This is a genomic window from Gordonia sp. 'Campus', assembly GCF_022206305.1.
GTDB lineage: Bacteria > Actinomycetota > Actinomycetes > Mycobacteriales > Mycobacteriaceae > Gordonia.
Map to the genome: position 1 here is coordinate 150,260 of NZ_JAKOIW010000006.1, position 20,469 is coordinate 170,728.

Genomic DNA, 20,469 nt, shown 5'->3' on the forward strand with positions numbered 1-20,469 from the left:
AGCGACGGGTGTCGGGTCACCTAGCGCCCACCCCGCACCCCTGCTCCGCCCTCAGTGCCGCAGCGGCGCGGGACTCCACAACCCGCTGCGGGTCCGGGTGCCCTCCTCGATCTCGGCGAGGGTGTCGACGCCGCCGTACGGTTCGTAGCGTTCGAGAGCGCCCCAGTCACGACCGATGTCGGCCATCAGATATGTCGGCAGCGCCGTCGCCTCCTGGGAGACCTCGATCCAGCCGAGCGGGCCGCCACCGAAGCTGTTCTGCCAGGCCGAGACCGCGGCCGCGAGGTCCGATCCCGGTTTGATGCGCCACTTCGGGATCTCGGCGACACCGACGTCGTGGGTGAACGGCCGCTGGCACGGGAACGCGAGGCCCGAGGTCCAGTCGACGTGCACCGGATCGGTGTTGCCGACCACGTCCTGCAACGTGTCCATCTGTGGGACGCGCGGCGGGGTGAGCACGATGAAGCGATCCTCGGCGAGGTTGTCGTCGGTGGCGACGATCCGCACCGCGGTGGTGTCCGAGGGCAGTTCGTCGGTGTTGTAGCGCAGGTTGCGCCATGCCGGCCGCGGTCCCGGGTCGATGAGCTCGGTCTCGCCTGCGGCCTCGAGGTCCCCGTCGCGGGTGTCCGGTCGTAGCGGCTGGGCGGTGTATTCGAGCATCACGTTCGGGTTGTCGTACTCGCCGGCGACCGACATCGTCAGCAGCGGACGGTCGCGCCAGTCCGACGGGAGGGCGTACCACCCGGAGGTGAGCCGCGCCGGGACCTGGTCGAGTTTGGAGTAGCTGCCCATGACGGGGGTCGTGGCGGGATCGAGGAAGAAGGGCAGGGCTGCGGTGCTGCCGTTGACGCCGGGCTCGGCGATCTCACCGCCGCCGGTGCCGCCCGGGTTGGAGTTCACCATGTCCGGATCGGCCCAGACATTCCCCGACAGGACGCCCAGCGATCCCTCGCTCGCGGTCGAGGCCAGGTCGGTGGGGACGCCGTTGGGGGAGAAGCCGGAGGTGGCGGGTGCGGTCCCGGGAGCAGGCGGCGGACCGCCGAGCGGATTGTCCAGCGTGGCGTCGACGGGTCGGAGCATGTCGCGGTTGGGATCGGATTCCACCCAGACCTTGTCCGCCATCCCGCAGGGCTTGCCCGCGACGGCCGCCAGGTTGGACCTCGGCACCGAGAACGACGAACTCTGGTGGATACCCGCGAAGATCGCGGTGACGATCTGGAACACGACGACCGCCATGGCCAGGTAGGCGAGCGGGGCCGCGGCCATCGACGCGAACAAGCGCCGGTACCAGCGCGGATGCGAGGCGCCGGTGGCGGTGTCGTCGACGAGGTGAGGGTGTGGGTCGGTGCCGGTGAACGGTTCGCGGAAGTGGAACCAGAGTGCGACGAGCAGCAGGGCCAGCGCCGCGTAGAGCAGCACGCTGCCGAGCATGATGCCGCCGATCTTGACCTGCTCGACGCCCCACGGCATACCCCACGCCGAGTAGTAGTAATACGAGTTGGGGGCGGTGAACGCCAGGCCTCCGATGAAGAGGACGAGCGCACAGAACAGGGTCCGGTTACGTCGCGAGTGCATCGACTGCTGACTCGCGGCGATGGCGGCGATGGCCGCCAGCGCGGCCGCGATACCCGCGAAGACACCGAAGTGATGCGTCCACTTGGTCGGCGTGAACATGAGGAAGACCAGCGAGGCGAAGGTGATCGCCACGATCCGGCGGGTCGGGCCGATGGCCGTACCGGGAATCCGGTTCTTGCGGATGAGGACCGCCGCGGACACCACCAGGCCCAGGATCATCGCCAGGACCGCGAAACGGCGGGCGATCGACCCGTCGGCCGAGAACGCGAACAGCGCCGAGTAGCGACCGATCTCGTTGTACCAGCTCATCGACGGCCCGAGCGCGGACTTCATGCTCGACGCCTCGACGAAGGACCGCAGCGTGAGGTTCGAGAACACCACGAAGACGACGAACGTGCCCGCCGCGAGGATCGGCGCGATGAGCGCGACGAACGACCACCGCAACGAACCGCCCGAGGTTTCCGCGACGACACGGGCGCGCTTGATCAGCGCCATGATCATCGGACGTGCGCCGGAGATCAGTGCGGCCACGGCGAGGAGCCCGGTGGGTCCCGCGGCGATGCTGAAGGCGCCGACCAGACAGGCCACCGCGGCCGGGAGCATGCGACCGGTGGCGATCGCGCGTTCCACCGAGCACCAGGTCAGCAGCGCGCCGAGGCAGATGATCGGCTCGGGACGCAGACCGTTGTTGAAGGGGAACCAACACGCGAGGAAGGTGAAGGCCGCCGTCCACGCGACCATCGGGCGGGTCAGGGCCGCGCGCCCGAGTCGGGGCAACACTTCGTGACTCACGATGAGCCACACGAGGATTCCGCACAGCAGGGCGGGTATACGCATCCACGGGCTCGCCACCGAGACGTGGCTGAGCAGTCCGAAGACCTGGTAGTACCAGCCGAACGGCGCCTCGGGAGCCCCGTACCAGCGGAAGTAGTTGGCCGTGTAGTCGCTGTCCTGCGCGACGCGCGACATCGTCAGCAGGTATCCGTCGTCGGACGTGTTGGGTCCGATCATGTGCCACAGCACGAGGGCTCCGATCACCACGTAGTCGCGGGCGTTCAACCGCCACCAGCGGGCGGGGAAGATGCGTCGGTGGCGTCGCCCGTCGGTGGCGTCGAGCGCGGCCAGTGCGGCCAGGGACAGCAGGGTCGAGGCGACGCCGACGATGACGACGAGCCACTTGGAGATCGTCGGGGCGGTGTTGTAGCGCGAGTCGACGGTGACGTGGGCGTCGAGACCGGCGATGTCGGCGGCCGGACCGGTCAGGTCGGTGAACAGTCCGGTCACCTGTGGACGCTGGTCGGGCCAGTACTTGAAGGCCTCTTTGTCCTCGGTCGTGCCGGCGAGCGTTTCGTCCTCGCCCTCGTCGTTCTTGACGCCGCTGGTCATCCCGACGAACTCGGCGGTCACCGCGTCGGAGTCGGCGTGTACGACGATCTCCCGGCACCCCTGGTCGCGGATGTCCTGCAGGGTCGCCGACACCAGCGGGACGTTGCGGATGACGACTTCGACGCCCTGCCGGTCGGCGGGCGCGTCGGGGGCGCCGGTCTTGCGGATGAACAGGCCGCGTTCGCCCGACTTCTCCGCCTGTTTGGGGGTGGTCGACAGCAGGACCGATCCGCCCGGCGGCAGGTCGTCGACGGCGCTGCACGGGATCGTCACGTCGAGGTCGACCGGCATGTAACCGATCAGCGGCGCGGCGACCGAACCGATCTGTCCGTTCTGCGGCCAGTCGATCTCGGCGGTCTTCTGCTGGACCGGCATGAGGGGGGTCGCGAGCGCGAGCAGGAACCCGAGCAGGCCGGTGACGATGGCGACGATCCTCGCTCGTCGAACGGTCTGCGCTGGCACAAAGAGAGATGGTAGCCCTTGGGCCGTCTCGCCCCGGTCGGTGGCGCTACCGGCGCGATCACGCGTGTCCGCCTCCGTCGGCGTCCGCGTCGACGAGCGCCGACTGCCAGGTCAGGGCCAGTAAGGTGAAGCCCATGTCCGATGCCGCCGCACCCGAGCCCTTGCCGATCCTGCTGCTCAACGGGCCCAATCTGAACACGTTGGGCACCCGCGAGCCCGCGGTCTATGGTTCGGACACCCTCGCCGACGTCGTCGATCTCGCGGAGCGCACGGCCGCCGAACTCGGCTACGGGCTGCGTGCTGCGCAGACCAACCACGAGGGTCAGATGCTCGACTGGATCCACGAATCCGTGGGGGAGATCAGCGGCATCGTCATCAATCCCGGCGGGTGGACCCACACCTCGGTCGCGCTCGTCGACGCGCTGGTCGTCCCGGGAGTCCCGGTGATGGAGGTGCACATCAGCAACGTGCACAAGCGCGAGGCCTTCCGGCACCACTCCTACGTGTCATCGATCGCGGCCGGGGTCATCGCCGGGTACGGAATCCGTGGTTACGAGTTCGCGATCCGACGACTCGTGGAGCTCGTGGGCTGACCCCGCGCCCTGTCGACTGTGCGCCGATTCCCGTCGACTGGGCGCCGATTCCCGTCGACTGGGCGCCGATTCCCGTCGACTGTGCGTCGTTCTTCGTCGACTGGGCGTCGATTCCCGTCGACTGTGCGCGTTGCGATCGCGCCGGAGACCTAGGCGCGTCGAGTCATGGTGACTCGACGGATGATTCGAGAGCGCGCTCGAGGATCGTGCGGAAGCCCTTGACCAGTGCCTGGTGGGAATGCAGCGTGCCGCTCTCGAAGCCGATCAGCAGATACATTGCCGCGGTGGCGAACTCCTCGGCTTCGTCGCGATCGTGGAGCACCTCCTCGTAGGTGGCCGCGATGATGTCGCGACGCTCGCGGTCCACGGTGTGCTGGATGGCGAGCACTTCGGGGTCGTGCGCGGCCCACACCCGGATCGCGGCTTCGGTCGTGTGCGGTAGCCGTAGGCCGATGTCGGTCAGGGCGTCGAGGCGCTCGCGTGGATCGGTGATGTCACGAGCCCCGGCGATCAGCCGCTGGCTCTGCTCGTCGCGCCAGTACCGGATGAGGGCGGATCGGTACTCTGCCCAGTTGCCGAACGCGTGGTAGAAGCTCCCGGTGGTCGTCCCGGTCGCCTCGCAGATGGCCGCCAGTTTCAAGCCGGCGTGACCGTGGTCGGTGAGGATTGCCAGCCCGGCGTCGAGATAACGCCGTTGGGTGTACTCCGACGGTTTCGCCTTCTTGCCGGGGGCCATCGGTCCAGTGTGCTGCACGAATGTCGAGGTCGGCGCCCCGGGGTCCGTGCTCCCGCAGCACCGCGGACGCACCGAGTGTGACTCCTTGCACATTTCTATAAGTCGACTTACAGTGACGTGGCACTCACTGAGGAGGATGTGATGGGCAAGGCGACCCGCAACCAGGGACTCGATCCGCAGACGCAGTTCCACGAGATCTACCGAAATCTGTCGACCTTCGACTTTCCGTGGGACATCAATCAAGCGCTGAGCTTCGCGCTGTTCCGCACGTACGCGGTGCCGAGCATCGGTCGGCTGCTCGACGAGACGCGCGCATTCACGGTCGACACGCAGAAGCGTTACGACGACACCTCGCTCCTGTTGGAGGTGCCGCTCCTGGACGGCTTCGACAGCAGCCGCGGGAAGTCGGCGATCCGACGGATCAACCAGATGCACCGGATGTACGACATCAGCAACGACGACATGCGGTACGTCCTGTCGACATTCGTGGTCGTCCCGAAGCGCTGGATCGACGACTACGGCTGGCGGACCCTGACCGACGACGAGGTGATCGCGTCGGTGAACTACTACCGCACCCTCGGGCGGCACATGGGGATCAAGGAGATCCCCGAGGACTACCGCGGCTTCGAGACCCTGATGGATGCCTACGAGCGCGAGCATTTCGCATTCGACGACGGTGGTCGCCGTGTCGCCGATGCCACCAAAAGCCTGCTCGCCTCGTTCTATCCCAGGCCGCTCGCGCCGGTGATCGACGTCTTCAGTCGATCGCTGATGGATGACGCGTTGCTCGAGTCGTTCCGCTACCGCCGACCTGGACGTGTCGCGCGGTTGTTGTCGATCGGTGGACTCAAGGCGCGTGGCCGACTGGTGGCTTCCCTGCCGGCCCGTCGCACGCCGCAGCACGTGTCGGAGATGCCGCGAATCCGCAGCTATCCGAACGGCTTCGACGTCGAGAAGCTCGGCACGTTCGCCGGTGGCTGCCCGGTTCGCCACCTCCCGGCCGAGCCTGCCCGGCAAGCCGCTCCGGCCGGGGGCTAGGGCCCGATCTCGTCTCTGCGCATCTACGGAGAAGGCAGTTCTGTTGCTCCGGACCGTTGCGGCGGGACGCTATTAGTGCAACCATTGGGTTGCAGTAATAACCGCAGCGAGGGAGCATCGATGAGTGAGAACACGCAAGCGAGCAACGTGACCGATTCGGTCGCAGCCGATTTCGACCGTATCGAGCGCGAGATCGCGATCGATGCACCAGCGGAGAGGGTGTGGTCGCTGATCAGTGAGCCGGGGTGGTTCATCAACGACAAGGTGATCACCGACCATCGGATCGACCGCGACGGAGACCTGTCGACCGTCCACGACCCGGTTCACGGCGCCTTCACCTTCCGCACCGTCGAACTCGACGAGCCGCGTTACGCCGCTTTCCGCTGGCTCGCCGACGCCGCTGACCCGCAGTCGGATTCGACGCTGGTCGAGTTCTGGATCACGCCGGCGGACTCCGGCGTCCTCCTCAGGGTCGTGGAGTCGGGTTTCGCGTCTCTGCCCGGAACAGATGTCGAACGACGCGCACGGTTCGACGGCAACAACGAGGGCTGGACCATCGAACTCGAGTTGGCGCGAACGCATCTCGGCGGTGTCCGTGCCTGACGTCGTCCCGGTCGAGATCTTCGCCGCGTTGTCCGACGAGAGCCGGTGGGAGATCCTGACGAAACTGGGTTCCGAGCCGGCGTCGGCGTCGGGTCTCGCCGCCGAACTCCCGATCAGCAGGCAGGCGATCGCCAAGCACCTCGCGGTCCTCACCGCGGCGGGGCTCGTGACGTCGTCCCGGGCCGGCCGGGAGATCCGCTACGAGGCTGTCGGTGCTGAGCTGTCCCGCATCGCAAGGCAACTCGAGACGATCGCACGCGGATGGGATCGCCGCCTGGCGGCCATCAAGTCGCGGGCCGAAGAGGTGTGAGGACCCCAGGCGAAACCCTCCGATCCCTGAGGTGTGAGGAGCGTAAGGGAGACCCCGATCCCTGAGGTGTGAGGAGCGCAAGCGAAGAGCCACGAAGGGTTCGCGCCCTTCGAGGCTCGCTTCGCTCGCACCTCAGGGGGCGGAGGCGGGTTCGCGCCCTTCGAGGCTCGCTTCGCTCGCACCTCAGGGGGCGGAGGCGGGGCGCACCTCAGGGAGCGCGTCAAGCTTTCCCCTCAGACCGCGACTACCGCTCGATCGACCCCAGCACGTCGTCGATGGCGCGGGCGGTGTCCGCGGCGTGTGGGGCGCGGATCATCGAGATGTGGTCGCCGCCGACGTCGCGGACGGTGACCTCGCCCGACGTCATCCGATGCCACAGGCCGGGATCGTCGGGGTTGGTCCGGGCGCGGATGACCGCCACTGCGCCGTCGTAGGCGCGCGGCCGGTATCGCCGGATCATGCGAGTACCCAACCGGAAGAACACGACCCACTGCACCGGCGTCGACAGTCGGATGACACCCGCGGTCTGGACCAGCACGGCCAGCACCGCTTCTTGGATCATGCGTTGCGGTAGCGGAGCGGTCGCCGGCTTCTCGTCGTCACCGCTGCGGTCGGGAAGCTGGTTCCCCTCGGCGGCCGTGCGTCGGGAACTGAGTCGTGCGACGACGCCGACCCTGTCTCCGCGCACACGGCGCGCAAGTGCCGCGTCGAACAGCGAGTCGAGCACGATGACCGGACCGCACTGCTCGCCGGCCGCGGTCAGCTGGGCGGCAACCTCCATCGCGACGAACCCGCCGAGGGAGTATCCGCCGATCTGGTAGGGCCCATGCGGTTGGACCGACCGGATGTCGGTGATCGCGCGGCGCGCTGCGGCGCGTACGGAATGATCTGCACGAGCCCGCTTCTCGACACCACGAGACTGGATTCCGTACACCGGTCGGTCGGTGGCGAGTGCGCGCACGATCGGTGTGAGACTCGTGGCGAGGCTTCCGGCACCGGCAATCAGGAACAGCGGGGTGCCGGTGCCCTTGCGCAGCGGGATCAGCGTTGCGCCGGTCGAGGACCTCGCCCGCTCTTTCGCAGCCGACTCGATGCTCTGCGCGAACGAGGCGATGGTCGGCGACTCCGCGAGCGTCGCGGTGTTGACGTCCAACTGCAGGTGATGCTGGATCTCCGCGAGCATCTTCGCGGCGGCCAGCGAGTCGCCGCCCAGCTCCACGAAGTCCTCGTTGCGGCCGATGGTCTCCAATCCGAGGATGTCGCACCAGAACTGGTGCAAGGCCAACTCCGTCATCCCGCGTGGCGGCTCGTGATCCGGCCGCGGGGGTGGCGGGGGCAGTGCCGCCCGGTCCACCTTGCCGCGCTCGTTACGCGGAAGCGCGGTCACGACGACGATGTCGCGGGGAATCATCCAGGGAGTCAACGACTTCGCGAGCTCGCGACGGATCTCTGCCGGTGACGGTGACCACTTCTCGGGGTCGACCGCGACGTGCGCCGTCAGCCGCCCCTCGTCCCGGTTCGCGGTGACCACGGCGTCGGTCGTCCACGTCAGGGCGCGGATGGCGGCCTCCACCTCGAGTGGCTCGACCAGGTAGCCGCGGATCTTGATCGCATCGTCACCACGACCCAGCAGGACGAGCTCACCGTTGTCGTTCATGCGTCCCAGATCGCCGGTGCGATAACGGGTTCGACCGTCGGGCAGGGTCTCGAAGCGGGTGGCGGTCGTCGCCGGATCGGCGTGATAGCCCGACGCGACGTGCCCGGACTCGACCACCACCTCGCCCGTCGCCCCTGCGGGTAGGTCGACGCCGTTGTCGTCGACGATCCGCACGAGCTTGTCCGACGCCGGGTAACCGACCGGGATCGCCCCGTCCTCGACCTGCCGGTCCGGCGGGAAGAGGTTGAACGCGAGGTTGCCGACCTCCGAGGCGCCGGCCCAGCAACAGAAAACCGCGTCGGGTGCAAGAGTGTTGCGGGCAAGAAGCACATCGCCGCGGTGGGTCGGTTCACCGCAGGTGGAAAGCAGTCGCAGGCTGCCGATGGCGTCGTCGGCCGTGAGTTCCCGTGCCCACGAACGCAACAGCGATGGGGTGCAGTGTGCGGTGGTCACGCCCTCGTCGACGAGCCAGTCGCGGAGCCCGGTGGTGGTGCGGCGGCGGACATCCCACAGCAGCATGGTCGCTCCGTTGAGGAGACTCATCGCCATCGCGTCGAGGCCGCCGCCGAAACTGAGGGGAAGCAGAACCGCCGCGCGGTCGTCGGGACCGAGGCCCATGAACCGCCGGCCGTCGCGGGCGTGATTGACCGGCATCTTCTGGGACAGCACGACACCCTTCGGGGTCCCGGTGGAGCCCGAGGTGAACAGGAGCACGGCCGGGTCGTCGGGACCGGGACCGGTCGCGCGGCCCGTCGCGACTTCGACGGTCGACGCGCCGCGGTCCGCGGTGTCCACGAGGCGCGCGTCGGAGAGCCGGAGAACGGTTTCGCGCCGGTCGTCGGGCAGGAACGGGTCGAGGAGGACGAGCGGACGCCCCGAACACAGGACGGCGAGCATGGCGACCACCGAATCGATGTCGGATTCGATGTCCACGGCCAGTGGGCAGTTCACCGGCGTGGTGGCGACGATCTCCCGAGCGAGGTACTCCACTCGAGAAGCGGCCTCCGCGAAGGTGATCGACTGCTCCGGCGTGCGGATTGCGAGCGCGTCACCGCGGCTCGCGGCAATGGCTCGCCACCGGGCGGCGACGGTGGTCGTCTCGTCGGCATCAGATGCGCCGGGCGTGGGAGACAGACTGGTATCCAGGCAGTTGTCGCTGGTCATGTCCTCGAACTTCCCCATGTGACGGGAGTGTTTACGGTCATGGGCGGGCCGCGGTGCTCGACCCCGGGCGACGATGCCACGCCGTGCGGAACTCGGCCCCTCCCCCGGTCCCGTCAGCTTCTCAGGTAAACCTACCCTTTGTACGATCGATCGGCACGGTCGGAGGTGCGGAACGTGGCGGGGGTAACACCTGTGCTCAGTAAGGTGGAGCCGTTCGGTCCGCGTGCGAGGAGAGAATGACGTGCAGTTCGACGATGTGATCATGGGGCGTCGGAGTATCCGCGGGTTCAAGCCCGACCCTGTCCCGCGAGAACTGATCGAGGAGATCCTCGCCCTCGCCATGCGCGCCCCGTCGTCGATGAACACCCAGCCCTGGAACTTCCACGTCATCACCGGCGAGCCACTGGACCGCATCCGTGCGGGCAACACCGAGCGCAATCTGGCCGGCGTGCCGCATTCGCGCGAGTTCCGCACGGGAGCCGAGCGCTTCACGGGCCCGCATCGGGACCGCCAGGTCCAGGTGGCCAAGCAGCTGTTCGGCGCGATGGGCATCGCTCGCGAGGACACCGAGATGCGCCACGACTGGGTACTGCGCGGGTTCCGGCAGTTCGACGCCCCGGTCTGCGTGATCGTGACCTACGACCGAATCCTGGACGGCAGCGACGACACACCATTCGACTGTGGCGCGGTGTCCACCGCGCTGGTCAACGCCGCCTGGTCCCGCGGCCTCGGTGCCGTCATCAACAGCCAGGGCATCATGCAGTCACCGGTGGTGAGGGAGCATGCGGGGATCCCGGACGACCAGGTCATCATGAAGAGCATCGCGCTGGGCTGGCCGGACGAGACGTTCCCCGCCAATTCCGTGGTCTCCGAACGCAAGTCGGTCGACGAGGCCCCCACGTTCGTCGGCTTCGGGGATTAGCGGTCCCGCGACCGCGCCGCACAGATCAGCGTGCCAGCGCCTCGCGCGCTGCGGCGGCCACGCTGCCTCGATGGATCGGACCGTGCCCGGGCAACAGGATGTCGGCGTCGAGATCGGTGAACCGTTCCACACTGCGACGTGCGGTGGGCTCGTCGTGTTGGAAGAGGGAGGGAATGCACTGCGGCCCGGTGAATCGCGACAATTCATGGTCGCTGACCAGGGCGTCCCCCGAGACCAGGGCTCGTCCTCCGGCGACGAGGTAGGCGCTGTGACCGTCGGTGTGGCCGGGGCTGGACACGGGAACCGGCGCTCCGGGGAGGTCGAGCGGCTCGTGCCGATCGGCGGGGAACGACGACGCCTCGGCGAGTCCCGAGCGATCGAGGACCCCGAGCGGAACGGTTTTCATGAGCCACGACCACAACCGGGGATTCACCGCCTGCGGTGCGAGATTCAGAGCATTGGCCTGCTGGAGGTGCCGACGCAACGCGTGATCCACCTCGACGTGATCCATGTACACGTCGAAGCCGAACCGCGCCTGTAGTCGGGCGAGGCCGCCGACATGGTCGACGTGGGCGTGGGTGAGCAGCGCGCCGCGAATGTCCTCGGCTGAGCGTCCGATTCGCTCGATGGACTCGATGACCTGGTCGGCCTGGCCGGGGTATCCGCCGTCGATGAGGGTCAGCTGCCCATGCTGTTCGAGCAGGACCCAGTTCACGACGTCGGTGTGCACGAAATGCGTTGTCGACGACTCGGCCTCGATGCTCGAGATCGTCATCGGGCGGGTGCGGCCGAAGGGTAGGCGCATCGGCGTCACCTCCGGACGACGAGGACGAACGGGCCGACCTCGGTGACCTGGAAACGCGGGTCGTCGAAGACCGTCGGATCGAAGGTGACGGTGTATCGCTTCACGTTCGGGTCGTTCGGGTAGACGTCCTCGGCGAGCCGCAGGGTGTAACCGTCAGCGCTGTAACGGAAGAGGAACACATTCGGCGGTGTCCACGGTGACCGGTCGAGCGCGTCGACGAGTTGGTCGGCGTTCTCGGTCTCCGCCCAGCGGGCGATGGCGGCTGCGCGCTTGTCGAATTCGGCGAGCGGGTTCGCGTAGTGGGAGGTCAGTCCCTGGAAGCCCCAGTAGGGGTAGATCGAGAGGAAGCCGAAGTCGGCGGTGAGGACGACGTTGTCGGTGCGCGTCTTGCCGGTTTGTTCTCGGATCAGCTTGTCGAGCTCACCGAAGTACGATTCCGCACCGGCCGGACGGGCATCGGCGCGCTCGCCATAACCGTCGGTGTCGGTGTAGGCCGTGGTGATCTCGGTGGCGAGATGACCCGGGATGCCCTGTGCCATCGCAATCGCGGACAGGACCGCGAGCGCACCCACGACCACGCGTACGTCGCCCAGGCGGCGGACCGCCCAGTGCGCGATGTCGACGACGCCCAGGACGCCGGCCGTGCTGAGCGCCGCGACCAGGATGGGCTCTAGACGGAACGACAGCAGCGTGGACCCCAGCGCGGTCATCAGCATCGACAGCAAGCAGAACACGTACACCGTGACGACCACAGCGCCCATGGCGACAGCGACCGTCCGCGTCCGGAACCGCAGCAGGATCCAGATGAGGCCGATCATCGTGATCGCGCCCAGCAGGTTCAGTCCGAACATCGGTAGCGGCAGGACCGAACCGCGTTCCGGCAGATAGTGTTCGGCCGTCCCGCCGCTGGCGGGGGTGTTGGTGATCCGGGCCCAGAGGTACGGTGCCCAGACGAGCAGGGCGATCAGGCCGGAGATGACCCCGACAGCGACGAGCCGACCGAGGACGGCCACCGAGACGGCACGTCGCCGAGACCTCACGGTGGCGGGCAGGGTGGCCTTGTTGCCCGCAGCAAACCAACCCTGCAGGACGAAATAGCCCGCCAGGACGATGGCGGTGAGAGCGAAGAGTCCGGTGTACAGGGTGTAGGTCGCGGCGGAGATCCCCAGGAACACACCCGAAGCCACGACTGCAGGCCAGCTGGTGGAGCCGCGTAACGGCCCGGCCGGGCCCTCGGCGGCGCGTGTCCGGCCCCGGAGCGCATACGTCAGCGTGATCAGCATCGGCGTACCGACCAGCACCAGGATTGCGGCATACGGTTCCGGCGAGGCGTAGAGGAGGGTGACGGTCGTGACCGCGAGACCAAGGGCCACACCGCGATCGGCGCCGAACATGCGGATGAAGAGGACGACACCCACGGCCGCGGCCACCGCCATCGACAGGATCGCCCAGGATTTGTACGCCTCCCACCCGGGCTGCCCGAGGAGGTTGGCGAATCGGCCGCCCCACCAGAACCATCCGGCCGGATAGTACGGCGGCAGGTCGGTGTAGGTCATGTCCGCCAGATGCGGGCTCGACGTCATCCGTGTCAGGTACTCGGTGCGGAACTCCTGGTCGACCGACAACCCGAAGAGGTAAAGACGTGTTGCGCCCAAGGGCATCCCGATGGTCACCGTGACGAACCCGGACATCGCGGCCGCCGACAGTACCGGTACCAGCAGGCGGCCTTTTCCGTACCGGTAGAGCAATGCGGCCACCACCAGGATGGCGATGGCCAGCACCTGCCCGGCGGTCGTGAGCGACCGGGTGACGTTCGAGGAGTTGAACGCCGGCCAGTCGACGGTGCCGATCGCCGTCAGTCCCGCCATCGACACGACGCCACCGACCACCACGGCGACGACCAATCCCAGTGCCGTACGCGCGTATCCGGCCCTCGTTCCGGGCCGGCCCTGGTTGTCGTCGTCGGTCGTTGCTGTGGCGTCGGAGCTGTCAGTGGTGGCGGGATGCGTCATCGTCGACAGGCGTCAGATCGGCAGCTTGCGGAAGACCGGCCGCGGGATGTGGCGGAGCACCATCATGATGTAGCGGAACGGGCCGGGGACCCAGACGATCTCCTTGCCCTTGGTGGCCGCGGCGACCGCGAGGCGGCCCACGTCTTCCTTGTCGACCGTGAGCGGAGCTTCCTTGACATGCGCCGACAACCGGGTGCGGACCTGGCCCGGTCGGATGACGAGCACGCGAGCGCCGAAGGGACGCAGGGCCTCTCCGAGGCCGAGGTAGAAGCCGTCGAGGCCGGCCTTGGTCGAGCCGTAGACGAAGTTGCTGCGACGGACGCGCTCACCGGCGACCGAACTCATCGCGATGATCTGGCCGTGACCCTGGGCCTTCATCTTCTCGCCGAGCAGGACGCCGACCGAAACGGCGGCGGTGTAGTTGATCTCGGCCTCGGCGACCGCGAGGCCGTGATCCTGCCACGCCTGCTCGTCGTCGCCCTGGATACCGAAGGCGACGATGGCGACGTCGACGTCACCATCGGCGAAGGCCTTGTCGATGACGGCGCGGTGGGTATCGGTGGCGCGGGCGTCGAAATCGATCTGGGTGACCTCGGTGGCGCCGGCGTCCTTGGCCGTCTGGACGGCGGCCGCGGCGGTCGGGTCGCCCGGCAGGGTGGCGAGGATGACCCGGGCCGGTCCTTTGCTCAGGTACTCGGCGGTGATGGCGAGCCCGATCTCGGAGCTACCGCCCAGGACCAGGATGGATTGGGGGACGCCCACGGCGTTCATCATGTGTGTACTCGCTTTCGGTGACGTGCAGGTCGGGTGCGCACGGATGCGTCGGAAAGGGCTGGAGCTCAGGCGAGTTCGAGTCGGCGGCCCATGTCCGACATGAACACCCGATTGGGGTCCACGCGACGCCGCGTCGCGATCCACTTGTCGATCTCGGGGTACATCGCGTGGAAGCTCTCCGCGGAGGTGCGTGAGTCCTTGGCGGTGTAGAGGCGGCCGCCCATCGCCATGACACGACGGTCGAGGTCGTTGAGGAACTCGGCGAGACCGGCCTTGACCGGGAAGTCGAGGCACACGTTCCAGCCTTTGAACGGGAAGCTCAAGGGTGCCCGGTTGCCCTCGCCGAACAGCTTGATGACGTTGAGGAAGCTGACGTGGCCGGACGCCTGGATGTGTTCGATGAGCGCGGTGAACTCGCCCTCGTTGCCCGTCGGCACGATGAACTGGTACTGGCAGAAGCCGCCGCCACGACCGTAGGCGTTGTTCCAGTCACCGAAGACGTCGAGCATGTGATAGAACTGCGCCAAATTCTTGACCTTGCCCTCGCTGGGCGGGCCGATTCGGTAGTACGCCTCGCCGACCGCGGAGAAGCTGAGCTTGTTGGCCAGCCCGCGCGGAAAGATGTCGGGGAATCGTACGAGTGGTTTGTTGTTGAACGACAGCGGATTGTCGCGGTACTTCTCCGGGAGTTCGTCCACGCGAGCGAGATTGCCGCGCGAGAACGTGCCTCGTCCGAGCTTGGGGGGCGCGCTGATGGTGTCGAACCATCCCGACGCGTACTCGTATCCGTCCTCGAAGCCGTCTTGCAGGTGGAGGTCCAGGGTTTCCTGCAGCGACCCGGTGCGCGCGGTGTCGGCGATGAAGTACGCACTCTCGGTGCGCTTCATCTGGATTCGCGCACGCAACACGATGCCGGTCAGGCCGATGCCGCCGACCGTCGCCCAGAAGAGTTCGCCGTCGGGATCGTCGCTCGAGCCGCCGGGGGTCAGCGTCAGGATGCGCCCGTCGGCGACCAGCAGCTGCATCTCGACCACGTGGTTGCCGAAGCTGCCCTGGCTGTGGTGGTTCTTGCCGTGGATGTCGTGGGCGATCGCGCCGCCGACGGTGACCTGGCGGGTTCCCGGGAGGACCGGCACCCACAGGCCGTGGGGGAGCGCGGCCTGCATGAGGGCGTCCAGGGAGACACCGGCGTCGACGTCGACCGTCGCCGACTCGTCGTCGATCGCGTAGATCCGCGTGAGCGGTGTCATGTCGATCGTGAGTCCGCCGCTGTTCTGGCCCGACTCGTTGTACGACCGGCCGAGGCCTCGCGCGATGACGCCGCGCTTGAGGTAGTCGGGCTTGTCCGCGTTGTCGTCGGCGACCCTCGCCACCGCCTCGGCGATGACCTCGGGGTATGGCGTGGACAGGACGTGACCCTCGATCGGGGTGGTGCGAGACCAGCCCACCAGCTTGCGGGTGGTGATCGGCAACAACTCTTCAGTAGACATCGCTAGAGAGGGTACCCGGGTCGGCCTGCCGCACGGACCGTCCGGCCACACGAGTCAGTCGCCACCACGCAACGCACCATTGACGAATGGCACGATCCGTGGTGGCATGCATCACAAGAGGTTGAGCACGCGCGCAGGGCGAGGAGTCCGACATGGAAGCACTCAGAGATCTGGTTCGCGACGAAGCCAGCCGGTCCGACGACGGTGTCGACGAGGTGTCCGAGCGACTGCTGCTGTCCGCGGCGCGGCTGTCGCGCAATGCGCTGACCGAGATCGACTGGGATGCGCCGCTGGATCCGGGCAAGTACGGCTGCAGCCCGGAATGGTCGACGCTGTACGGCACCGCGTACTGGGACGAGATGAGCGAACAGCAGCGGATCGCCCTCACCCGGCACGAGACCGCGTCGATCATGAGCATCGGCATCTGGTTCGAGATGATGCTGCAGGCGATGGTCATCCGTGACCAGTATCTCGGGAACTACCACCGCCCGGAGTTCCAGTTCGCGCTGACCGAGGTCGCCGACGAGTGCCGGCACTCGCTGATGTTCGCCAAGACCTCACACAAGCTGACCGGGACCAGCTACACGCCACATCCGCGCCTGGGCCGCTTCGGCAAGGTGTTCATGAGGGTGGCGGGCAGCGAGGTCGCGTACGCCGGAATCCTGGCCGCCGAGGAGGTGCTCGACGTGCTGCAGCGCGGGTGCATGCGCGACGAGCGCGTGCTGCCGCTCGTGCGCACGGTGAACGAGATCCACGTCCTGGAGGAGTCGCGGCACATGCGTTTCGCCCGCGAGGAGGTCCGCCAGTCGATGCGGCAGGCGAACTGGGCGCGTCGGCAGTTCAGTGCGGTCCTCACCGCGATGGCCGTGTCGTACATCCTCGTGAGCCTCGTCAGACCGAAGGCCTACGCCGACGCCGGCCTGGACCACCGCCGCGCGGTGGGGGAGATGCGACGCAACCACCATTTCCAGTCGATGGTCCGCTCGGGTTGCGCGCACCTGATGGCGTTTCTCGACGACGTCGGTCTGCTGACCCGCCCCGCGGCGCGCATCTACCGCAAGGTGCACATGCTCTGACGTGCGACGACAGCGTCTACTCGATGACGTCCGCGGTCTCACCGGCGTGCTCCAGAACACCCGCACCGCTTTCGGTGAGCTGGGCGCGTGAGGTGTCCTTGAGTGCGACTCCCGATCGTCCGAGCTTGCGGGCGCCCTCGACGAGGGCTGCGGTGATGGCGGCCGCGGTCGTGTAATCGAGACCGTCGGGCGGATGGATGTTGGAGATGCAGTTCCGGTCGGCATCGCTGCGCCCCGGTCGGGGGAGGTGGGTGAGGTAGATCCCCAGACTGTCCGCGACCGACAGGCCGGGACGTTCGCCGATGATCACGATGATCGTCTGCGCGCCGAGGGCTTCGCCGATGTGATCACCCAGGGCGACCCGGGCCTGGGTGGCGATCACCGGGGGCGCGATCGAGAACCGTGCGCCCAACTCGTCGATGAGCGCCGCGAGCAGTCCGCGTCCGTGGTCGACGAGCGCGCGCGGCGACAGGCCGTCGGCGAGCACGATCGCGAGGTCCGAGCCGGTCGCGGGCAGATGTGAGAGGTCGTCGGGCTGCCGTCCGAGGTCGGGTCGTCGCAGATACTCACCGCGCGACCCGGCTCTACTGGAGACGTGCAACGCCGGCTCGATGTCGACGTCGCTGATCTGCTCGGTGAGAGCGGCGACGTCGAGTGGTTCGTGAACGGCATCGCGGGCGGCGGAGTGGGCGGCCTTGAACTCGAGCACCCGCCGCGACGGGAGCGAGTTCCCCGCCCGGCCGAGTCCGATGCGCGCCTGTGTGGTCTGTCGCAACTCGGCCCAGGGGTCCTGCGCCGGTCGGGAGTCGGCGTTCATCGGGCCACGGTCAGTGATCGCAGGGGTGAGGTGTCCAGATCGACGGGCAGGATGCGTCCGTCGGGGTCGACCATGCCGAGCCCGGCGAGCCAGGTCTCGAACTCCGGGGCAGGGCGAAGGCCCAAAGCGCGGCGTACATACAGCGCGTCGTGGAACGACAGGCTCTGGTAGCCGAGCATGACATCATCGGCGCCCGGGACCGCGATGACGAAGGCGGCCCCGGCAACGCCGAGAAGGGTCAGCAGAGTGTCCATGTCGTCCTGGTCGGCTTCGGCGTGATTGGTGTAGCAGACGTCCACGCCCATGGGGAGGCCGAGGATCTTGCCGCAGAAGTGGTCCTCGAGGCCGGCTCGGATGATCTGCTTTCCGTCATAGAGGTATTCGGGCCCGATGAATCCGACGACCGTGTTGACGAGCAGGGGTTCGAGGACACGGGCCACTGCGTAGGCGCGCGCCTCCAGGGTCTGCTGATCGACGGGTTTGCCGCCGGTCCCCAGGTGAGCGTTCGCGGAGAGCGCAGACCCCTGCCCGGTTTCGAGATACATGAGATTGTCGCCAACCGTGCCGCGATGCAGCGACCGCGCGGCCTCGTTGGCCTCCCGCAGGATGGAGATGTCGATCCCGAAGCTGCTGTTGGCCTTCTCGGTTCCGGCGATCGACTGGAACACGAGGTCGACCGGCACGCCTTGGTCGATCATCTCGATCGTGGTGGTGACGTGGGACAGCACGCAGGACTGCATCGGAATTTCAAAGCGCTGCCGTATGTCGTCGAGCAGGTGCAGCAGGTCGGAGGTGGCGTGAGGTGAGTCGGTTGCCGGATTGATCCCGATGACCGCGTCCCCGCACCCCATCAGCAGTCCGTCCAGGGTTGCTGCGGCGATGCCGCGGGGATCGTCGGTGGGGTGGTTGGGCTGTAGGCGGGTGGAGATGCGCCCGGGCAGTCCGACGGTCGTGCGGAATGCTGCGGAGACCGTTGCTGCTGACGCGGCCAGGATCAAGTCCTGATTGCGCATGATCTTCGACACCGCGGCAACCATCTCTGGTGTCAGTCCCGGTGCCACCCGGGCGATTCGAGCGGCGCTGTCCTTCCGGACCGCGGTTTCCAGGAACCAGTCTCGAAGGCCGCCGACGGTGAGGTGTGCGACCGCCTGGAACGCGCGGCGGTCGTGGGTGTCGATGATCAGTCTGGTGACTTCGTCTGTCTCGTAGGGAACGACGGGATCGTCGAGGAAGGTCGTCAGCGGGAGGTCGGCGAGTTGCCATGCCGCAGCTGCACGTTCGGCATCGGACTCGGCGGCGCACCCGGCGAGTTCGTCGCCGGAGCGACGGGGGGTGGCCTTGGCCATCAGGTCGACCAGCCCGTCGAATGTGTATGTCGTGCCCGAGATCGTCTGGGTGTAGCTCATCGGAGATCCTCCTCGGCTTCGGCGAGGGCGGCGAACTCCTCATCAGGAGAGTTGGCCACCAGGTGATGGCGGCTGTACAGCGCGAAGTACAGCATGAACAAGGCGAACACGCCGAGGCAGCACAACGCTGCCACCACGTCGACCAGGAACGTCGCGATGACGGCGATCATCGCGACGATGAGCGCGAAGCCGGTTGTGATGACGCCACCGGGGGTGCGGTAGGGGCGGTTCATGTCGGGTTCCCGCCGCCGCAGGATGATGTGACTGACCATCATCAGCACGTAGCTCGAGGCCGCGCCGAAAACGGCCATGTTCAGCAGCAGGTCACCTTTCCCGGTCAGCGACAGCAGGAAACCGATGATGCCGGGCACGATCAGCGCCAGTGTCGGCGCCTTGCGCTTGTTGGTCACCGACAACACGGGCGGCAGATAGCCTGCGCGCGAGAGCGCGAACAACTGTCGCGAGTATGCGTAGATGATCGAGAAGAAGCTCGCGATCAGTCCGGCCAGCCCGATGTAGTTGACCACCTTGGCCATCGACGAATCCCCGAGTGCCTCGACGAGCGGATTGCCCGACTCCGACATCGGCCCTGCGCCGCCCGCGCCGGTGGTCAGGAACAGCACGGTCACGCAGGTGACGAGCAGAACACTGATAGCGGCGATGATGCCCCGCGGCACGTTGCGTTCGGGATCGGCGGCCTCCTCGGCTGCCAGCGGCACGCCCTCGATGGCCAGGAAGAACCAGATCGCGAACGGAATCGCCGCCCAGATGCCGAGATAGCCGAACGGCAAGAACGATGACGCCCCGGCTGCGTCGGTCGGTGCGATGTCGGTGAGATTGCCGACCTCGAAGTGCCCGATCGCGGTGATCGCGAAGATCACCAGGCCGATCAGCGCAATCGCGGTGATCGCGAACATCACCTTCAACGCCTCACCGGCGCCCGACAGGTGAATCCCGATGAAGATCGCATAGACGGCCAGATAGACCCACCAACCGTCGGTGATCCCGAACAGGTTCAACGATTCGACGTAGGCGCCGATGAACGTGGCAATCGCGGCCGGCGCGATCGAGTATTCGATCAAAATCGCTGTGCCCGTGGCGAACCCGCCCCATGGACCGAGGGCACGGCGCGCGAACGTGTAACCGCCACCTGCCGCGGGAAGAGCCGAGGACAGTTCTGCCATGCCCAGCACCAGGCACAGATACATGGCCGCGATCACCACCGCGGCGATCGCGAGCCCGCCGAAACCACCTTGTGCCAGGCCGAAATTCCAACCCGAATAGTCGCCCGAGACCACGTAACTCACGCCCAGGCCGGCGAGCAGCAACCACCCTGCGGTCCCGCCCTTGAGCTGGCGTCTTGCCAGATAGTCCGGAGACTCCGAATGGCTGTCCGCACCCCCGGCGTGGTGCGCACTCGCCGAATCGTCGATGGCCACGATGGCCTCCCTTGTGCTCAGGGGCCAGCCACTCGGTGCTCCGGGCAACACTGGTCCAAGAAAATGTGACGCCCGACACTAAGTCGAGCAACGTTGCAACCGAGTTGGCCAGGTTGATCACCTACCCGACCGGCCAGTCGACCGGCCTGCTCACCCATCCTGCGGCGCGGTTCGGCACCAGGGCCCACCTGCTCTGGCGGTCCG

At 67.4% G+C, this 20,469-nt stretch carries 16 protein-coding genes; 6 read left to right on the forward strand and 10 right to left on the reverse strand.

Features of this window, described 5'->3' with window-relative positions; translation table 11 throughout:
* Positions 1–51: 51 nt before the first annotated feature.
* Complete coding sequence (locus MAY35_RS09000) at positions 52–3,423, reverse strand: arabinosyltransferase domain-containing protein (RefSeq protein ID WP_238420875.1); 3,372 nt, start codon at positions 3,421–3,423, stop codon at positions 52–54.
* 134 nt (positions 3,424–3,557) lie between these two features.
* On the opposite strand from MAY35_RS09000, the gene aroQ reads away from it, so the two are divergent.
* Positions 3,558–4,016, forward strand: a complete 459-nt coding sequence (aroQ, locus tag MAY35_RS09005) for a type II 3-dehydroquinate dehydratase (RefSeq protein ID WP_238420877.1) — start codon at positions 3,558–3,560, stop codon at positions 4,014–4,016.
* Positions 4,017–4,179: 163 nt separating this feature from the next.
* Here aroQ and MAY35_RS09010 read toward each other — a convergent pair whose 3' ends face one another.
* On the reverse strand, positions 4,180–4,752 hold the full coding sequence (locus tag MAY35_RS09010; RefSeq protein WP_238420879.1) for a TetR/AcrR family transcriptional regulator: 573 nt from the start codon (positions 4,750–4,752) through the stop codon (positions 4,180–4,182).
* Between the two features lie 141 nt (positions 4,753–4,893).
* On the opposite strand from MAY35_RS09010, the gene MAY35_RS09015 reads away from it, so the two are divergent.
* The 3 genes from MAY35_RS09015 (at position 4,894) to MAY35_RS09025 (ending at position 6,703) form a co-directional block, all read left to right on the forward strand.
* Positions 4,894–5,790 carry an oxygenase MpaB family protein gene (locus MAY35_RS09015; RefSeq protein WP_238421049.1) on the forward strand — a complete coding sequence of 299 codons (897 nt, stop codon included), beginning with the start codon at positions 4,894–4,896 and terminating at the stop codon, positions 5,788–5,790.
* 120 nt (positions 5,791–5,910) lie between these two features.
* On the forward strand, positions 5,911–6,393 hold the full coding sequence (locus tag MAY35_RS09020; protein WP_238420881.1) for an SRPBCC domain-containing protein: 483 nt from the start codon (positions 5,911–5,913) through the stop codon (positions 6,391–6,393).
* Positions 6,386–6,703 (forward strand): metalloregulator ArsR/SmtB family transcription factor, encoded by a 318-nt coding sequence (locus tag MAY35_RS09025; RefSeq protein ID WP_238420884.1) that lies wholly within the window; start codon positions 6,386–6,388, stop codon positions 6,701–6,703. The genes MAY35_RS09020 and MAY35_RS09025 overlap by 8 nt, the downstream gene beginning before the upstream one ends.
* Before the next feature lie 244 nt (positions 6,704–6,947).
* Here MAY35_RS09025 and MAY35_RS09030 read toward each other — a convergent pair whose 3' ends face one another.
* Positions 6,948–9,524, reverse strand: coding sequence for an AMP-binding protein (locus MAY35_RS09030; protein ID WP_374237936.1), 2,577 nt, complete (start codon positions 9,522–9,524; stop codon positions 6,948–6,950).
* Positions 9,525–9,765: 241 nt separating this feature from the next.
* On the opposite strand from MAY35_RS09030, the gene MAY35_RS09035 reads away from it, so the two are divergent.
* Positions 9,766–10,446: a nitroreductase gene (locus tag MAY35_RS09035; RefSeq protein WP_238420888.1), complete on the forward strand. Its 681-nt coding sequence runs from the start codon at positions 9,766–9,768 to the stop codon at positions 10,444–10,446.
* A 25-nt stretch (positions 10,447–10,471) separates the two neighbouring features.
* Here MAY35_RS09035 and MAY35_RS09040 read toward each other — a convergent pair whose 3' ends face one another.
* The 4 genes from MAY35_RS09040 to MAY35_RS09055 form a co-directional block, all read right to left on the reverse strand.
* On the reverse strand, positions 10,472–11,251 hold the full coding sequence (locus MAY35_RS09040) for an MBL fold metallo-hydrolase (RefSeq protein ID WP_238420890.1): 780 nt from the start codon (positions 11,249–11,251) through the stop codon (positions 10,472–10,474).
* Between the two features lie 5 nt (positions 11,252–11,256).
* A complete protein-coding gene (locus MAY35_RS09045; protein WP_281063117.1) occupies positions 11,257–13,263 on the reverse strand; it encodes a galactan 5-O-arabinofuranosyltransferase in 2,007 nt (668 codons plus the stop codon).
* 12 nt (positions 13,264–13,275) lie between these two features.
* Positions 13,276–14,037 (reverse strand): decaprenylphospho-beta-D-erythro-pentofuranosid-2-ulose 2-reductase, encoded by a 762-nt coding sequence (locus tag MAY35_RS09050; protein ID WP_238420892.1) that lies wholly within the window; start codon positions 14,035–14,037, stop codon positions 13,276–13,278.
* A 65-nt stretch (positions 14,038–14,102) separates the two neighbouring features.
* The gene (locus MAY35_RS09055) at positions 14,103–15,527 is read right to left on the reverse strand and encodes an FAD-binding oxidoreductase (protein WP_238420895.1); all 1,425 of its coding nucleotides are present in this window, start codon (positions 15,525–15,527) and stop codon (positions 14,103–14,105) included.
* Between the two features lie 152 nt (positions 15,528–15,679).
* On the opposite strand from MAY35_RS09055, the gene MAY35_RS09060 reads away from it, so the two are divergent.
* Positions 15,680–16,603 (forward strand): diiron oxygenase, encoded by a 924-nt coding sequence (locus MAY35_RS09060; RefSeq protein ID WP_238420897.1) that lies wholly within the window; start codon positions 15,680–15,682, stop codon positions 16,601–16,603.
* A gap of 16 nt (positions 16,604–16,619) precedes the next feature.
* Here the strand turns inward: MAY35_RS09060 and eutC are convergent, their stop codons facing one another.
* From eutC to eat, 3 genes are read right to left on the reverse strand one after another with little or no spacing between them, the layout of a single operon-like run.
* Positions 16,620–17,420, reverse strand: coding sequence for an ethanolamine ammonia-lyase subunit EutC (gene eutC, locus MAY35_RS09065; RefSeq protein WP_238420898.1), 801 nt, complete (start codon positions 17,418–17,420; stop codon positions 16,620–16,622).
* Positions 17,417–18,826 carry an ethanolamine ammonia-lyase subunit EutB gene (locus MAY35_RS09070; protein ID WP_238420900.1) on the reverse strand — a complete coding sequence of 470 codons (1,410 nt, stop codon included), beginning with the start codon at positions 18,824–18,826 and terminating at the stop codon, positions 17,417–17,419. The genes eutC and MAY35_RS09070 overlap by 4 nt, the downstream gene beginning before the upstream one ends.
* Complete coding sequence (eat, locus tag MAY35_RS09075) at positions 18,823–20,265, reverse strand: ethanolamine permease (RefSeq protein ID WP_238420902.1); 1,443 nt, start codon at positions 20,263–20,265, stop codon at positions 18,823–18,825. The genes MAY35_RS09070 and eat overlap by 4 nt, the downstream gene beginning before the upstream one ends.
* Between the last annotated feature and the right edge of the window lie 204 nt (positions 20,266–20,469).

Excerpts from the sequence above, each read along its gene's own strand:
- MAY35_RS09060 (WP_238420897.1), top strand. The coding sequence starts at position 15,680 with ATGGAAGCACTCAGAGATCTGGTTCGCGACGAAGCCAGCCGGTCCGAC.
- MAY35_RS09030 (WP_374237936.1), bottom strand. The coding sequence starts at position 9,524 with ATGACCAGCGACAACTGCCTGGATACCAGTCTGTCTCCCACGCCCGGC.
- MAY35_RS09055 (WP_238420895.1), bottom strand. The coding sequence starts at position 15,527 with ATGTCTACTGAAGAGTTGTTGCCGATCACCACCCGCAAGCTGGTGGGC.
- MAY35_RS09045 (WP_281063117.1), bottom strand. The coding sequence starts at position 13,263 with ATGACGCATCCCGCCACCACTGACAGCTCCGACGCCACAGCAACGACC.
- MAY35_RS09070 (WP_238420900.1), bottom strand. The coding sequence starts at position 18,826 with ATGAGCTACACCCAGACGATCTCGGGCACGACATACACATTCGACGGG.
- MAY35_RS09050 (WP_238420892.1), bottom strand. The coding sequence starts at position 14,037 with ATGATGAACGCCGTGGGCGTCCCCCAATCCATCCTGGTCCTGGGCGGT.
- MAY35_RS09040 (WP_238420890.1), bottom strand. The coding sequence starts at position 11,251 with ATGCGCCTACCCTTCGGCCGCACCCGCCCGATGACGATCTCGAGCATC.
- MAY35_RS09015 (WP_238421049.1), top strand. The coding sequence starts at position 4,894 with ATGGGCAAGGCGACCCGCAACCAGGGACTCGATCCGCAGACGCAGTTC.
- MAY35_RS09020 (WP_238420881.1), top strand. The coding sequence starts at position 5,911 with ATGAGTGAGAACACGCAAGCGAGCAACGTGACCGATTCGGTCGCAGCC.
- MAY35_RS09010 (WP_238420879.1), bottom strand. The coding sequence starts at position 4,752 with ATGGCCCCCGGCAAGAAGGCGAAACCGTCGGAGTACACCCAACGGCGT.
- aroQ (WP_238420877.1), top strand. The coding sequence starts at position 3,558 with ATGTCCGATGCCGCCGCACCCGAGCCCTTGCCGATCCTGCTGCTCAAC.
- eutC (WP_238420898.1), bottom strand. The coding sequence starts at position 17,420 with ATGAACGCCGACTCCCGACCGGCGCAGGACCCCTGGGCCGAGTTGCGA.